Origin of the sequence: Amycolatopsis sp. CFH S0740, from assembly GCF_004522315.1 — a bacterium.
Lineage (GTDB): Bacteria > Actinomycetota > Actinomycetes > Mycobacteriales > Pseudonocardiaceae > Amycolatopsis > Amycolatopsis nivea.
Genome location: NZ_SDLS01000009.1, coordinates 178,396 through 193,216, shown reverse-complemented (window position 1 = coordinate 193,216; position 14,821 = coordinate 178,396). Strand labels below are relative to the sequence as shown.

Annotated in this window: 15 protein-coding genes and 1 tRNA gene; 11 read left to right on the top strand and 5 right to left on the bottom strand. The window is 68.7% G+C overall.

Annotation, left to right across the window (positions count from 1 at the left end):
* The first annotated feature begins 11 nt into the window (after positions 1 to 11).
* The 4 genes from EIZ45_RS18230 (at position 12) to lon (ending at position 5,148) form a co-directional block, all read left to right on the top strand.
* Complete coding sequence (locus EIZ45_RS18230) at positions 12 to 953, top strand: GNAT family N-acetyltransferase (RefSeq protein WP_037816311.1); 942 nt, start codon at positions 12 to 14, stop codon at positions 951 to 953.
* Between the two features lie 35 nt (positions 954 to 988).
* Positions 989 to 1,837 carry an SAM-dependent methyltransferase gene (locus EIZ45_RS18225; protein ID WP_037816312.1) on the top strand — a complete coding sequence of 283 codons (849 nt, stop codon included), beginning with the start codon at positions 989 to 991 and terminating at the stop codon, positions 1,835 to 1,837.
* Positions 1,834 to 2,658 (top strand): SAM-dependent methyltransferase, encoded by an 825-nt coding sequence (locus tag EIZ45_RS18220; RefSeq protein ID WP_134663726.1) that lies wholly within the window; start codon positions 1,834 to 1,836, stop codon positions 2,656 to 2,658. Before EIZ45_RS18225 ends, EIZ45_RS18220 begins: the two co-directional genes overlap by 4 nt.
* Positions 2,659 to 2,745: 87 nt before the next feature.
* Positions 2,746 to 5,148: an endopeptidase La gene (lon, locus tag EIZ45_RS18215; RefSeq protein WP_134663725.1), complete on the top strand. Its 2,403-nt coding sequence runs from the start codon at positions 2,746 to 2,748 to the stop codon at positions 5,146 to 5,148.
* A gap of 63 nt (positions 5,149 to 5,211) precedes the next feature.
* On the opposite strand, the gene EIZ45_RS18210 is transcribed toward lon, so the two are convergent.
* The 3 genes from EIZ45_RS18210 to EIZ45_RS18200 all read right to left on the bottom strand — a co-directional run bounded on the left by EIZ45_RS18210 (position 5,212) and on the right by EIZ45_RS18200 (position 7,973).
* Complete coding sequence (locus EIZ45_RS18210; RefSeq protein ID WP_134663724.1) at positions 5,212 to 5,853, bottom strand: hypothetical protein; 642 nt, start codon at positions 5,851 to 5,853, stop codon at positions 5,212 to 5,214.
* 16 nt (positions 5,854 to 5,869) lie between these two features.
* On the bottom strand, positions 5,870 to 6,751 hold the full coding sequence (gene rfbA / locus EIZ45_RS18205; RefSeq protein WP_037816316.1) for a glucose-1-phosphate thymidylyltransferase RfbA: 882 nt from the start codon (positions 6,749 to 6,751) through the stop codon (positions 5,870 to 5,872).
* A gap of 73 nt (positions 6,752 to 6,824) precedes the next feature.
* The gene (locus EIZ45_RS18200; RefSeq protein WP_134663723.1) at positions 6,825 to 7,973 is read right to left on the bottom strand and encodes an exo-alpha-sialidase; all 1,149 of its coding nucleotides are present in this window, start codon (positions 7,971 to 7,973) and stop codon (positions 6,825 to 6,827) included.
* 198 nt (positions 7,974 to 8,171) lie between these two features.
* Between EIZ45_RS18200 and EIZ45_RS18195 the strand changes: the two genes are divergently transcribed.
* A complete protein-coding gene (locus EIZ45_RS18195; RefSeq protein ID WP_134663722.1) occupies positions 8,172 to 8,873 on the top strand; it encodes a hypothetical protein in 702 nt (233 codons plus the stop codon).
* Positions 8,874 to 8,911: 38 nt separating this feature from the next.
* On the opposite strand, the gene EIZ45_RS18190 is transcribed toward EIZ45_RS18195, so the two are convergent.
* Positions 8,912 to 9,403 carry a YajQ family cyclic di-GMP-binding protein gene (locus EIZ45_RS18190; protein ID WP_009072171.1) on the bottom strand — a complete coding sequence of 164 codons (492 nt, stop codon included), beginning with the start codon at positions 9,401 to 9,403 and terminating at the stop codon, positions 8,912 to 8,914.
* Positions 9,404 to 9,521: 118 nt separating this feature from the next.
* Here EIZ45_RS18190 and EIZ45_RS18185 point away from each other — a divergent pair.
* From EIZ45_RS18185 to EIZ45_RS18175, 3 genes are all read left to right on the top strand, one after another.
* Positions 9,522 to 9,603: transfer RNA gene (locus EIZ45_RS18185), tRNA-Tyr, on the top strand.
* Between the two features lie 87 nt (positions 9,604 to 9,690).
* Positions 9,691 to 10,179 (top strand): VOC family protein, encoded by a 489-nt coding sequence (locus EIZ45_RS18180; protein WP_134663721.1) that lies wholly within the window; start codon positions 9,691 to 9,693, stop codon positions 10,177 to 10,179.
* Between the two features lie 17 nt (positions 10,180 to 10,196).
* Complete coding sequence (locus tag EIZ45_RS18175; protein WP_037816472.1) at positions 10,197 to 10,991, top strand: MerR family transcriptional regulator; 795 nt, start codon at positions 10,197 to 10,199, stop codon at positions 10,989 to 10,991.
* 6 nt (positions 10,992 to 10,997) lie between these two features.
* Here the strand turns inward: EIZ45_RS18175 and htpX are convergent, their stop codons facing one another.
* Entirely contained in the window at positions 10,998 to 11,846 is an 849-nt protein-coding gene (htpX, locus tag EIZ45_RS18170) for a zinc metalloprotease HtpX (RefSeq protein WP_037816322.1), read from the bottom strand.
* Between the two features lie 147 nt (positions 11,847 to 11,993).
* On the opposite strand from htpX, the gene EIZ45_RS18165 reads away from it, so the two are divergent.
* Genes EIZ45_RS18165 through EIZ45_RS18155 form a run of 3 tightly spaced genes read left to right on the top strand, consistent with a single transcriptional unit; the run spans position 11,994 to position 14,734 of the window.
* Positions 11,994 to 12,956: a YncE family protein gene (locus EIZ45_RS18165; protein ID WP_134663720.1), complete on the top strand. Its 963-nt coding sequence runs from the start codon at positions 11,994 to 11,996 to the stop codon at positions 12,954 to 12,956.
* Between the two features lie 39 nt (positions 12,957 to 12,995).
* Positions 12,996 to 13,865, top strand: a complete 870-nt coding sequence (locus EIZ45_RS18160) for an LLM class F420-dependent oxidoreductase (RefSeq protein WP_134663719.1) — start codon at positions 12,996 to 12,998, stop codon at positions 13,863 to 13,865.
* On the top strand, positions 13,862 to 14,734 hold the full coding sequence (locus EIZ45_RS18155; RefSeq protein WP_037816326.1) for an LLM class F420-dependent oxidoreductase: 873 nt from the start codon (positions 13,862 to 13,864) through the stop codon (positions 14,732 to 14,734). Before EIZ45_RS18160 ends, EIZ45_RS18155 begins: the two co-directional genes overlap by 4 nt.
* Positions 14,735 to 14,821: the final 87 nt, after the last annotated feature.

Below are 14,821 nucleotides of genomic sequence, written 5' to 3'. Positions count from 1 at the left end.
ACAATGGCGGCATGCACAACGACGTGACAGCCACCGGGCATGCGGCGCGCATCGCCACGGTGGACGCGCTGCTTCCCGCGCCACTCCCCTTCGAGGTCGGAGGGGATTCCGTCCTGCTTTCCGCCGAGGTCGGCGACACCACCGCGGCCGGTCTGACCACCTGCACCGGGCTCGGCCCGGACAGCCCGCGGTCGATGTGGCGGGCGCTCGTCGAGCACCGGCTGGAGGTCCAGCTCGCCGGTCCCGATCCGGCCGCCGGACTCGACGCGTTGCTCACTCGATGGGATGAACACCTGCGGTCCCTCGCCCGAGTGGGGGATACGGAGTGCGCCGCGGTGCTCTCCCGGCCCAGCCGCGACACCGCCGGGGCCACCGAACTCCTCCGGCACGGCTTCGCCCCGGTCGGCGTGCTGGCGGTGCGCCCGGCGCAGCGGATGGCCGCCGGACCCGACGCGACGCCGGGCGTCTGCATCCGGCACGCGACGCCGGACGACCTCTCCACCGCGGTCGCGCTGCAGCTCGAACTGCAGCGGTACGACGCGCAGTTCGGCCGGATCACGCTCCGTCCCGGCGTCGAGGAGCTGATCGCCAAGGAACTGCTGCACCACCTCGAACGGCCTGAACCGCAGGTCTGGATCGCGGAGCTGTACGGCCAGCCGCTCGGCATGGTCGTGCTGCAGATGCCCGACGAGACCGGCTGGATCCGGCACCGGGTGGCCGCTTCCCGCGTGGGTTACCTGTCGTCGCTGGCGGTTTCCGAGGCCGCTCGGTCCTCCGGTGTCGGCACCGCGCTGGCCGCGCACGCGCACCAGGTCTTCGACGAGGCGGGCGCGGATGTCGTGCTGCTGCACCACGCCGTGGCGAACCCGCGGTCGACGCCGTTCTGGTACGCGCAGGGCTACCGGCCGCTGTGGACCGGCTGGCAACGCCGGCCCGCCGTGCGTTCTCGCTAGTCTGGCGCGGTACGGCCTGTTCGAGGGGAGTCCCAGTGACCGAAAAGCCCGACGCTGCACCGAAAGCGCCGGAAGGCGTCGATGTCGAGAAACCTTCGGCCGCGCGGGTCTACGACTGGTACCTGGGCGGCAAGCAGAACTGGGCGGTGGACCGGGAATTCGGCCGCAAGGTCGAGAAGATGTGGTCGCTCGCCCGGCCCGGCGCGAAGCAGAACCGCGAGTTCATGAACCGCGTGGTGCGCGCCGCGCTGGACGCGGGCATCCGGCAGTTCCTCGACCTCGGCTCCGGCGTGCCGACCGCGGGCAACGTGCACGAGGTGGTCGAGGCCGCGCTGGGCGACGACGACGAGGCCACCGTGGTCTACGTCGACTACGAGCCGGTGGCCGTGGCGCACGCGACGCTGATCCTCGAGGACGAGGCGGCCACCGACTGGGCCGGCATCGTGCAGGCGGACATGCGCGATCCCCGGGCGGTGCTGAACCACCCGCGCACCCGCGAGCTGATCGACTTCGACAAGCCGGTGTGCGTGATGCTGATGGCGGTGCTGCACTTCGTCGGCCCGGACGACGATCCGGACGCCGTCGTGCGCGCCTACCGGGACAAGCTCGTGTCCGGCAGCTGGCTGGCGATCTCGCAGATGAGCGAGGGCGACGGCAGCGGTCCCGCGCTGGAGGGGCTGCGCTGGTTCGTCGAGCAGTACCGCAAGACGAGCAACCCGATGTGGCTGCGCGACCGCGAAGAGATCGAGCCGTTCTTCGGCGGCTGGCCGCTGCTGGAGCCGGGGATCACGCATCTGCCGGACTGGCGGCCGGAGCGCGAGCTGAACGCGGTCGAGGCGGAGGCCCGCCCGTTCGCCTGGTGCGCGGTGGCGCGCAAGCCGTGACCGCGCCGGACGCACCGCGGGGCGTGGACGTCGACAAACCGTCCGCCGCCCGGATCTACGACTGGTACCTCGGCGGCACCCAGAACTGGGCGGTCGACCGGGAATTCGGCCGCCGCGTCGAGAAGGTGTGGCCGCTGATCCGGCCGATGTCGCGGGAGAACCGGGCGTTCATGAACCGGGTCGTCCGGGCCGCGCTCGACGCGGGGATCCGGCAGTTCGTGGACCTCGGCTCGGGCGTGCCGACGGCGGGCAACGTGCACGAGATCGTCCGCGATCGGCTGCCGGCGAGGGTCGTGTACGTCGACTACGAACCGGTCGCGGCGGCACATTCGCGGGTGATCCTCGAGGGCGAGGACGCGACCGACTGGGCCGGGATCGTCGAACGCGACATCCGCGATCCGGAAGCGATCTTCGCCGACGAGATCACCGAGGAGCTGATCGACTGGTCGCAGCCGGTGTGCCTGCTGATGATCACCGTGCTGCACTTCCTCGGCCCCGGCGACCGCCCGGAAGAGCTGGTCGCCGCCTACCGCGACCAGCTCGCGCCCGGGTCGTGGCTGGCCGTCACGCACGGCACCTGCCGGGACAACGCGCCGCCGGAACGGGCCGCCGAGGTCCGCGCGTTCGTCGACGCGTACCGGGACACGTCGAACCCGGCGTACCTGCGCTCGGACGAGGAGATCCTGCCGTTCTTCGGCGGCTGGCCGCTGCTGGAGCCGGGGATGAGTGCGCTGCCGGACTGGCGGCCGGACGAGCCGGTGTCGGAGTTCGCCGCGGAGGTCCGGCCGTTCGCCTGGGGCGCCGTCGCGGTCAAGCCCTGACTTCTCTCCCAGCGAACACTCCCTGGGAAACAAACCCGCCCTTCGGAGAGTTGAGCACTGCAGACTCAACTTATTCGAGGAGTGCACATGTCCGACCCCCGCCTCCTGCCCGTCCTCCCGCTCGATGACGACGTCGTGCTGCCGGGCATGGTGGTCCCGCTCGACCTCGGCGACGCAGAGACCCGGGCCGCAGTGGAGTCCGCTCAAGCCAAGACCCCCGCGACCGCGTCGTTCCCCGGGATCCGCTCGGGCGCGGCGAGCAAGGCCGAAGTCCTGATCGTCCCGCGCGTGCACGGCGAGTACGCCGAACTTGGCACCGTCGCGACCGTCGAACGGATCGGCCGCGTCCCCGGCGGCAAGACCGCCGTGCTGCTCCGCGGCACCTCGCGCGCTTCCGTCGGCCGGATCGCCGACGGCCCCGGCGCGGCCCGCTGGGTGCACGCCGACTCCGCGGACGAGACTTCCGACGACCGCACCGCGCAGCTCGCCGCCGAGTACAAGGCCGTGGTCATCTCGGTGCTGCAGCAACGCGGCGGCTGGCAGATGATCGACGCCGTCCAGCAGGTCGAGGATCCGTCCGCGATCGCCGACCTGGCAGGCAACGCGCCGTACCTGTCCACCGACCAGAAGCTGGAGCTGCTGAGCGCGCTCGACGTCAGCGTCCGGCTGGAGAAGGCCCTCGAGTGGAGCCGGGAGTACCTGGCCGAGCTGGAGGTCACCGAGACCATCCGCAAGGACGTCGCGGACGGGATGGAGAAGCAGCAGAAGGAATTCCTGCTGCGCCGCCAACTCGAAGCGATCCGCAAGGAACTGGGCGAACTCGACGGCACCGCGGCCGACGACGACTACCGCGCCCGCGTCGAGGCCGCCGACCTGCCGGACGAGGTGCGCAAGGCCGCGCTGGCCGAGGTCGACAAGCTGGAGCGGACTTCCGAGCAGTCGCCCGAGGGCGGCTGGATCCGGACCTGGCTCGACACGGTGCTGGAGCTGCCGTGGAATGAGCGGACGGAGGACGTCTACGACATCGCCGCCGCGCGCGCCGTGCTCGACGCGGACCACGCGGGTCTGGACGACGTCAAGGAACGGATCATCGAGTACTTGGCCGTGCGCAAGCGCCGCGCGGAATCGGGCCTCGGCCCGGTCGGCGGACGGCGTTCCGGCGCGGTGCTGGCGCTCGCTGGCCCTCCCGGGGTCGGCAAGACGTCGCTGGGCGAATCGGTCGCGAGGGCGATGGGGCGCAAGTTCGTGCGCGTCGCTCTGGGCGGCATCCGGGACGAGGCGGAGATCCGCGGCCACCGGCGCACGTACGTCGGCGCTTTGCCCGGCCGGATCGTGCGAGCCATCAAGGAAGCCGGCTCGATGAACCCGGTCGTGCTGCTCGACGAGATCGACAAGGTCGGCGCCGATTACCGCGGCGACCCGACGGCCGCGCTGCTCGAAGTGCTGGACCCGGAACAGAACCACACGTTCCGCGACCACTACCTCGAGGTGGAGCTGGATCTGTCCGATGTGGTCTTCCTGGCGACGGCCAACGCGCTGGAAACCATCCCCGGCCCGCTGCTGGACCGGATGGAACTGGTGACGCTGGACGGTTACACCGAGCACGAGAAGGTCACCATCGCGCGGGATCACCTGCTCCCCCGCGAACTCGAGCGAGCCGGTCTGGCCTCCGGTGACGTGGTGCTGACCGACGACGCGTTCAGCCGGATCGCCGCGGAGTACACCCGCGAGGCCGGAGTGCGCGACGCGAACCGGACGATCGCGAAGGTGCTGCGGAAGATCGCGACGAAGGTGGCTTTGGGTTCGGTCTCGCTGCCGCTGTCGATTGCGGCGGCGGACCTGGAGACCTACCTCGGCCGCCCGCGGCACGTACCGGAATCGTCGCTGCCGACGGCGACCCAGCGGACATCTTTGCCAGGCGTGGCAACGGGTTTGGCCGTCACCGGCGCGGGCGGAGACGTGCTGTACATCGAGGCGTCGCTGGCCGATCCGGAGAGCGGGGCGTCGGGCCTGCAGCTGACCGGGCAGCTGGGTGACGTGATGAAGGAGTCGGTGCAGATCGCGCTGTCGTACCTGCGCTCGCACGGTGCGGAGCTGGAACTGCCGGTGGGAGACCTGCGAGAGCGGGGAATCCACGTACACGTCCCGGCAGGCGCGGTGCCGAAGGACGGACCTTCGGCGGGCATCACGATGACGACCGCGCTGGCGTCACTGCTGTCGGGCCGGGTGGTCCGGGCCGATGTGGCGATGACCGGAGAGGTGTCGCTGACCGGGCGGGTGCTGCCGATCGGCGGGGTCAAGCAGAAGCTGCTGGCCGCGCACCGGGCGGGGATGAAGACGGTGATCATCCCGCAGCGGAACGAGCCGGATCTGGATGACGTGCCGACGGAGGTGCTGTCGCAGCTGGAGGTGCACGCGGTGGCGAACGTGCGGGAGGTGCTGGAGTTGGCTTTGACGCCAGCGTCTTCGGAGGTTCGACAGGCGGCTTGACCGTAGGTCCGTGAAGGGCTCCTTGAAGGAATCTGATTCCCTCAAGGAGCCCTTCACGGCACGTCAGGAGAAGTCGACCTTCTCCCATTCGAAGCCTTCCGCCCAAGACGAATCCTGCGCGGCAAAGCCGGTGAACGCCGTCACCACCTCCGCCAGGCTTCCGACCTCCGTGCGGTAATGCCGCTCCGGCGACCCGTCCCGGCGCTCCAGCGCGAACTTCCCCCGCGGAGCCGCCGCGAACTTGCCCTGTCCTATTTGGACATAGTGGTCGCCGCGTTCCAAGACGGCGTACCAATTTTTCGCCGACAACCGGCCCAGCGCCGCCTTGATCCCTGCTGCGTCAGGGTTTTCCACGCGGGAACCGTCGCACATGGTCAGGTCCAGCACGCTCGGCCGGTGCACCTCGCCGGTCTGCGGATTGAACACCGTCAAGCCGTGTTTTCGTGCCAGGTCAAGGACAACACGCGTCACCTCGACCGCGCGCGCGTGCTGGATCGCCAATACCGCGCCATCGCCGGAGACCTCGATCGCCGCGTTCCACGGAGACGCTTCGGGATCCTCGTGCAGTTCCGGGTATTTCGCGGTCAGGTCGCGGTAGAACCCGTCCAGCTCCGGAGCAGCCGAACCAGAGCTGTCGCAAAGGCTGGCGTAGCGGGCTTGCGGATCCTCGGCATCCCCAGCCCATACCCCCAGGTCGTAACTCACAAATTTCCCCTCCGGGTCAGCCCTGCGCCCCCGCGAGCAAGGCCACGTTCATCACGTACTCGCCATATCCGGACTTCGCCAGTTTGGTGCCCAGCGCGTGGCATTCGTCCGCGCTGATGAAGCCCATCTTCAACGCGACCTCTTCCAGGCACGCGATCCGCACCCCGGTCCGGTGTTCCAGCACCTGCACGAACTGGCCGGCTTCCAGCAGCGAATCGTGCGTGCCGGTGTCGAGCCAGGCGAAACCGCGGCTCAGCTCGATCAGTTTGGCGCGGTCGCGGCGCAGGTAGGAGAGGTTGACGTCGGTGATCTCCAGCTCGCCGCGCGCGGAGGGCTTCAGGTTGCGGGAGATGTCGACGACCTCGTTGTCGTAGAAGTACAGCCCGGTGATCGCGTTGTTCGACCGCGGCTTCTCGGGCTTTTCCTCAATGGACAGCAGGGTGCCGTTCTCGTCGACCTCGCCGACGCCGTAGCGCTCGGGGTCCTTCACCTGGTAGCCGAACAGGACGCAGCCGTCCAGGTCGGTCGCGGCGGTGCGCAGGGTCGTGGAGAAGCCTTGGCCGTAGAAGATGTTGTCGCCGAGCACCAGCGCGACGGAATCGTCGCCGACGAAGTCCGCGCCGATCACGAACGCCTCGGCGAGACCGTTCGGGCTCGGCTGTTCCGCGAACGAGAAGGAGAGCCCGAACTGGCTGCCGTCGCCGAGCAGGCGGCGGAAGTTCGGCAGGTCGGCCGGGGTCGAGATGATCAGGATCTCCCGGATCCCGGCCAGCATGAGCACTGAGATCGGGTAGTAGATCATCGGTTTGTCGTAGACCGGCAGCAGCTGCTTCGACACGGCCTGCGTGATCGGATGCAGACGGGTTCCGCTGCCCCCGGCGAGCACGATGCCCTTCACAGCCCCTCCTCAATGCGGTGGTGGTGTTCACCGTACCGAGTGAGCATGGAGGCCGTCCGGGGCTTCGCACAACTCAGAAAGCCGGACCTTTCCCGAAGAACGCCTGGCAGCCGTGCGCGTACTCGGTGGCGATCTCCAGCACGTTCTTCCCGCCGTCGACCGGCAGCACGGTGGACGAATAGTTGGGGCAGTAGTTGTTGTAGATGCCGCTGATGTGGACCGGCGCGGGCAGTTCGTACCAGTTGCCGGCGCCGAAGTTGTCGTTGGCCAGCAGCGTCTGCCCGTTTCCGGCCACCGGGGCGCCGTCGGCGGTCGTGTAGATCTGGCCGACCATCACCAGCCGCACGCCGTTCGGGCCGCCGGGGAACAGCGTGGTGGTCTGGGCGTGCTGGAAGTAGTTGCCGCTCGCGGTGTTCACCCTGGTGCCGGGATCGGCCGGATCGCCCCAGTTCGCGCCGTCCGCGGAGATTTTGTAATACGGATCGCAGTAGCGGTCGCGGTAGTTGCAGATCTCGTAGCCGAACCAGTACCGGCCGTCGGGCAGCCTGCGGATGATCGGCATGCCCGGACGCACCCGGGACGGTCCGATGGCCATGGTGAGCTGCTTGGTGCCCCAGTTGATCCCGTCGGTCGAGGCGACGCGGTTGAGCACCTGGCCGTACTTCGGGGCCTGCGTCTCGTCGGCGTAGTGCAGCCAGAGCGTGCCGCCGGCGTCCACAGTGAACTCCGGTTCCCAGACGCCGTCGTGGTTGTGCGAGAGCGCGGCCTCGGACAGGTACCGCCAGTTGTGCCCGCCGTCGCGGCTGGCCCACACCTTGATCCCCATCCGGCGCTGCGGCCCCGCGTCCTGCCGGTAGGTCGCCGCCCACAGCAGCGTGCCCGCCCGCAGGCGACCGACCCGCTGCGACAGTTCGTAGAGGGTTCCGCAGCATTGGCCGGACCGGGCGTCGGAGTCGCGGATCTCGCCGATCTGGTGGAAGCTCGCGCCTTCGTCGGTGCTCTCGAGGATCGGCGCGAACCGGCCGTTGCCGTCCTCGCTGGTCAGCGACGCGATGATGTTCCCGCGCCCGAACGGCGAGTGCTCCAGCCGGATCAGCCGCGGGTACGAGCCGAAGCCGGGGACGAGCAGCTTCCGGTCGGCGGCTTCCGCGACCGGCGCGATCGCGGTCACGAGGACCGCCAGCGAGGTGAGGAAAGCAAGCACGGGAGTCCAACGGCGCATCCAGAAACTCCTCTCACGACCAGCCGGGCGATTACACCACGTGGTCGCGTCGCCACCATCGATTTCGCCTGGTCACCCGCGTGAGTCCACCCCTTCGAGGAGATCACTGGGCTGTTCAGGGCGCCCGTTTCGTAACGACTGGGCGGAGCGTGACGAAAGATCATCCGGAGGCCCCGTCGGGGCAAGCGAGGGGGAATCATGCGCCGCACCGCAGTGCGTCTGGCCGCCGTCTGCGCGGCGGTAGCGCTCACCGCGTCGTGCTCACTGCAGCCGAGCGGCATCGGGGCGATCGCGTACCCGATGGAAGACGAACCCGGCGACTCCCCCGCGCCGGTGCTGCCTCCGCCGCCGCGTCCGGAGAAGCCACGCCTCGCCGAGAACCCGACGGAGACCCATCAGGGCAAGAACAACGCGACCGTGCCGCTGACCTGGCCGTCCGGGGTGGCGGGATTCCTCACCTTCGACTGTCCGAAGTGCACCGGGCACATCGCGGTGACGACCGACGGCACCGAAAGCCTGCTGGTCAACGACGGCGACGCCTACCACGGGACGGCCTGGTTCAACGTCTCCCCCGGCGGCAAATCCGTCCACACGCTGACGGTCGAGGCGAAGGGTGCGTGGACCGCGACGATCACCGATTACCGCGGAGTGCCGCCTGTCGAACCGGGCAAGCCGTACAACGGCCACGGAGACGCGGTCCTCGCGGTGCCGCCAGGGATGGTGACGGGGAAGTTCTTCACGGGCTCGAAGGGCTCGAACGGAGTCTGGGTGCTGGCGGACGGCTACCCGCACCTGGCGGTGAACCACATCGGCCAGACCACCGAGGAGTTCCCTCTCGAAGGACCCACGTATGTGGCAGTGGAGACGTTCGAGGCGGATTGGACCTTCACCGCCTGGTGAGGTGCTGCGGACGTGTTGGCGTCCGCAGCACCTGTAGGTCACCGGTAGTTGGTGAACTGCAGCGCGATCTCGAAGTCCTTGCCCTTCAGCAACGAGATCACCTCCTGCAGCTGGTCCTTCTTCTTGCCCGACACCCGCAGCTGGTCGCCCTGGATCTGGGCCTGGACGCCCTTCGGGCCCTCGTCGCGGATGAACTTCGCGATCTGCTTCGCCTTGTCCGACGCGATGCCCTGCAGGATCTTGCCGCTGATCTTGTAAATCTTGCCGGAGATCGCGGGCTCGCCTGCCTCGAAGGCCTTCAGCGAGATGTTCCGCTTGATCAGCTTCTCCTTGAAGACCTCCACCGCCGCGAGGGCGCGCTCTTCGGTCTCCGACTCGATCGCGATGGCTTCCTCGCCGGACCAGCTGATGCCGGTTCCGGTGCCGCGGAAGTCGAACCGCGTGCCCAGTTCCTTGCTGGCCTGGTTGAGCGCGTTGTCCACCTCCTGGCGGTCGACCTTGCTCACCACGTCGAAAGAGGGATCCGCCACGTGTCCTCACACCTTGTCTCAGCTCGTCAGGGACCCCCAGCGTAGCGCCGGGGGATCCCGGTTGACCGGCCGTCCGGACCGTTGGGTATCCTTCTTCCCGGCCGGTTCGCCCGGCCATGGCAGGTTACCCAAGCGGCCAAAGGGATCTGACTGTAAATCAGACGGCTCAGCCTTCGGGGGTTCGAATCCCTCACCTGCCACACCCACACGAACGCCCCGGACACCCGGGGCGTTCGTCGTATCCGCGGACTTGACCCTCCTGCGACAGGAGGCTCCACCCTCTCCCCATGAACGAATTTCGCGGCCCGGTTCCCACCCCCGCCTACGACGCGGTGTCTCCGGGCAACTATCTCGGCTTCTACGGGATGCCGATGTTCCCCAACGTGCCCACCGCCGACCTCGATGCCTCCACGGACTTCTGGCTTCGCGGGCTCGGCTTCGACAACCTGTTCACCTTGCCCGGCCAGATCGTGCATCTGCGGCGCTGGGCGTTTCAGGACGTTCTGCTCAAGCCCGGGACCCCGGCCGCACCGAGTGAAGTCAGCATCAGTTTCTCCTGCGTGCTCAGCGAACTCGACGAAATCGCCAAGCGGTGTGAGGAAATCGCGCCGGGGTGCACTAGCGGGCCGGAGTTGATGCCGTGGAACTCGCGGGAGTTGACGGTCGTCACGCCGGAGGGCATGAGGGTCGTGATGACCGCGGCGGAGCCGATCGATCCGGACGGGCCCGTCGCGGAGGGGATGCGTGCTGCGGGGATCGACGTGCCACGCTCGTGAGCTGCGACACTGAGGTCGTGACCGAGCAAGACGGCCTCACTGTCGGACGCACGGCGACGCTGGTCGGCGTGAGTGTCAAAACCCTGCATCACTGGGACGCCGTCGCCCTGGTGCGTCCGAGCGGGCGCACCAGGGCCGGCTACCGGGTGTACTCCGCCGAGGACATCGCGCGGTTGCATCGGGTGCTCGTGTACCGCGAACTCGGCTTTCCCCTGTCGGAGATCGGGCGGCTGCTGGACGATCCGACCGCCGACGCGCACGCGCATCTGACTCGGCAGCGGCGCGAGCTGCGCGACCGGATCGCGCGGCTGGAGCACATGGCGTCCGCGGTGGACCGGATGGCGGCGGCGACCCGGGGCGGGATGCAGTTGACGGCGGAGCAGCAGGTCGAGATCTTCGGGTCCGAGTGGGATCCGGAGTGGGTCGACGAGGCCGCGGAGCGCTGGGGCGACACGCGGCAGTGGGCGGAGTACCGCGAGCGGACCACCGAACTGACCCCGCAGGACTGGCAGGAGGCCGCGGCCGAGCACGAGACGCTTCACGCGGACCTGGCGGCGGCGCGGCGGGCGGGGGTCGAGCCTGGGTCGGCGGAGGCGAACACGCTCGCGGAGCGGCATCGGGCGACCTTGTCGCGGTACTTCGACTGCACGCATTCGATGCAGGTGTGTCTCGGGCGGAAGTTCGTGGAGGAAGCCGGATACACGGAGTACTACGACGCGTTGGCACCGGGCCTCGCGGGCTGGCTGCGGGACGTGATCTTCGCCAACGCGATCGTGCACGGGGTGGATCCGGCTACCGCGGAATGGGAGTAACGCGGGTCAGCGGCCGCGGGCCATCTCCTCGAGCCGCCGGATCCGGTCCTCGATCGGCGGGTGCGTCGAGAACATCTTGCTCAGCCCGGCCCCGGGGCGGAACGGGTTCGCGATCATCAGATGCGACTGCGAAACCACCGCCGGTTCGGGGGCGAGCGGCGCGGCCCGGGTCCCCCGCTCCAGCTTCCGCAACGCCGAGGCCAGCGCCAGCGGATCACCGGTCAGCTCAGCCCCGGAAGCATCCGCCTGGTACTCCCGCGACCGGCTCACCGCCATCTTCACCACCCCGGCCGCGATCGGGCCGATCAAGACCAGCAGCAGCGACATGAACGGGTTGCCCTCGCGGTCGTTCCCGCCGAAGAAAAACGCGATGTTCGCCAGCACGCTGACCACACTCGCCAGCGCCCCGGCGACGCACGAGATCAGGATGTCCCGGTTGTACACATGCGACAGCTCGTGCCCCAGCACCGCGCGCAACTCGCGTTCGTCGAGCAGTTCCAGGATCCCGGTGGTGCAGCACACAGCCGCGTGCTGCGGGTTGCGCCCGGTCGCGAAGGCGTTGGGCGCCGCGGTGGGGCTCACGTACAGCGAGGGCATCGGCTGCCGCGCGGACGTCGCCAGTTCCCGCACGATCCGGTACATCGCGGGCTGCTCGACCTCCGACACCGGCCGCGCGTGCATCGCGCGCAGGGCCATTTTCTCGGAGTTGAAGTAGGCGTAGGCGTTCATCCCCAGCGCCACGATCAGGCCGATCACCAGCGCTCCGCGGCCGAACAATCCGCTGATCCCGACGATGATCGCGGAGAGCAGACCGAGCAGCATCGCCGTCTTCAGCCCGTTGTGGTGCTTGTGCACGCGCGCTCGCCTCCGTCCGCTCTGGCAGGTGCCGCAAGGTGGGTTACTCACTGGAAACAACGCGATCGGGGGACGCGAAGTTCCTTCAGCCGATCCTCGTCCGGGTTAGGGTCGGCGGGCAACCCAACCGACCGGGGCAGGTGAGCGATGCGCGGTTCCCAGTGGTCCCGGAGAGGGCTGTTCGGCCTGGTCAGCGCGGGTGCGGCGGCACTGCTCGGCGGTACCGCGGGGGCGTCCGGGCGGGTCACCAGCGTGCAGGTCGGCGGGACGCTTGCGGCGCTCGCGGTGAGTCCGGTCACCGGGCTCGTGTACGCCGCCGACCAGGCGTCCGGCATGGTCGTCGTGCTCGATCCGGACGCGGCGAGGGTCGTGGCCGCGCTCGCGGTGGGCGGGGAACCGAGCGATGTGGCGGTGGACGCCGAGCGGATCTACGTCGCCAATCCGGCCGGCGGCACAGTGCTCGCCTTCGACAGCCAGACGCACCGGTTCCTGAGCGCCGTCAGCGCGGGGGCGGGGGCGTCGGCGCTCGCGATCGATCCGCAGGCCAACCTCGTATACGCGGTGAGCGGCAAGACCGGCACGTTCGCGGTGCTGGACAGCATCAGTCTCACTCAGCAGGACCTGCTGCCCGCGCCGAAGCCGGGCCTCGCCGGAATCGCGCTCGACCGCGGCCGACGGCGCGCCTACTGCACAAGCCCGAACACGAATTCGGTCGAGATCTGCGACCTGGACGCGGGCGCGTTCACCGCGAGCGTTCCGGTGGGTGCTTCTCCTACCGGGATCGACGTCCACGAACTGAGCGGGGCCGTGTTCGTCGCGAATTCAGCGATCCACCATATGTCCATTGTGGACGGCGCGGCGCGGGCGCAGGTGAAGACGGTGCTGCTGCGCAGCGAAGCTTCGTCGCTCGCGGTGCATCAGGGCAGCGATGTCGTGTACACCAACGGCGGGCAAAATGGACTGTCCCGCGTGGACGGACAAACCGGGACGCTGACCGGCGAACTGAGCCTCGGGGTGAATCCGGGCGCCGTGGCGGTGGATCAGCGCACGCGCACGGTGTACGTGACCGATCCGCTGCACGGCACGGTCAACGTGGTGCGCGATTTCTGACTGCGCACATGAAGTTACTCCAGGTATACGGTGTCGGGTATGGAACTTGGCCTCCAAGTGCCCGACTTCACGCTGCCGGGAGGGACTGCCGCGCTCGGCGGCGAACTCGCCGAGGCGGTGCGGGCGGCGGACGACGCCGGGTTCGCGTATCTCGCGGTGATGGACCACTTCTTCCAGATTCCCAGTGTCGGTCCGAGCGATCGCCCCATGCTTGAGGCGTACACGACGCTCGGCTACTTCGCCGCACACACCCGGCGCGCGAAACTGTTCACCTACGTCACTGGCGCGATCTACCGGCATCCCGGCCTGCTCGCGAAGGCGGTCACCACGCTCGACGTGCTGTCCGGCGGGCGGGCCATGCTCGGCATCGGAGCCGGATGGAACGAAGAAGAAGCCCGTGGTCTCGGCTTCCCGTTTCCGTCCACCTCGGAACGGTTCGAGCTGCTCGAAGAGAACCTGCAGTATGTCCGGCAAATGTGGGACGAGGACGAAAAACCCTTCTCCAGCAAGCATTTCACCGCCGAACGGCTCCTCAATAGTCCGCAGCCGCCGCACCGGCCGCCGATCATGGTCGGCGGCGGGGGCGAGAAGAAGACGCTGCGGCTCGTCGCGAAGTACGGCGACTTCTGCAACATCGGCAACGGACCGGATCTCGAACGGAAGCTCGACGTGCTCAAGCGGCACTGCGAAACCGAGGGCCGCGACTACGCCGAGATCGCCAAGACCGTTTACCACTACCTGGACATCGGTCCGTCCGGGGAGAAAACCGGCGAATTTCTCGCCGAGGCGCGGCGGCTGCACCGGCTCGGCGTGCACGCCGTGATCGGCCCGCTGCCCGGCGGCCTGGATCGGGACCGGATCGAGATTTTCGCGCAAGACATCATTCCGGCGGTTAAGGAGTTGGCATGAAACTCGGGTTGCACCTGGCTCAGCAGACCTGGCCGAACGGCCCGGCGGCGCTCGGCGCGGACCTGGCGCGGGTGGCCCGGACGGCGGACGAGGCCGGGTTCGAATACCTGTCGGTGATGGACCATTTCTTCCAGATTTCGAGCTACGGCCCGCCCGAGCACGAAATGCTGGAAGCCTGGACCACGCTCGGCTTCCTGGCCGCGCACACCGAGCGCGTCAAGCTGCTCACGCTCGTCACCGGCGTCATCTACCGCCACCCCGGACTGCTCGCGAAGGCGGCGACGACGCTCGACGTGCTGTCCGGCGGGCGGGCGATCCTCGGCATCGGGGCAGGCTGGAACGAGGAGGAATCCCGCGCGCTCGGGTTCCGGTTCCCGCCGATGAAGGAGCGGTTCGAACAGCTCGAGGACGCGCTCCGGTACGTCCACCAGATGTGGTCGGACAGCGACGAACCGTTCACCGGAACGCATTTCAGCGGTGAGCGGCTGCTCAACAGCCCGCAGCCGATCCAGCGTCCGCATCCGCCGATCATGATCGGGGGCAGCGGCGAGAAGAAGACCCTGCGGTTTGTCGCGCAATACGGCGACATCTGCAATTTGCTGCCCAACGCGGACCTTCCGCGCAAACTGGAAGTCCTGAAGCAGCACTGCGAGGACGTCGGCCGCGACTACTCCGAGATCACGAAAACCGCTTCGCTGCGGCTCGACACCGGCGAAAACGGCGAGAAAACCGGGGAACTGCTGGACGAACTCGGCCGGCTGTCGGAGCTCGGGTTCACCGTCGCGACCGGCTGGGCACACGGCGTGCCGGACCCGGCGGTGCTCGAACGGTTCGCCACCGAAGTGATCCCGGCGGCGGAAAAACTGTGATCCGCTGACGAACGGGTGGCGGCTGCGCCGTCCGGCTCCGGTCGCCCACCCGTTCGTCCCAGCACCTCGCGGCATTCCGCCGCTGTC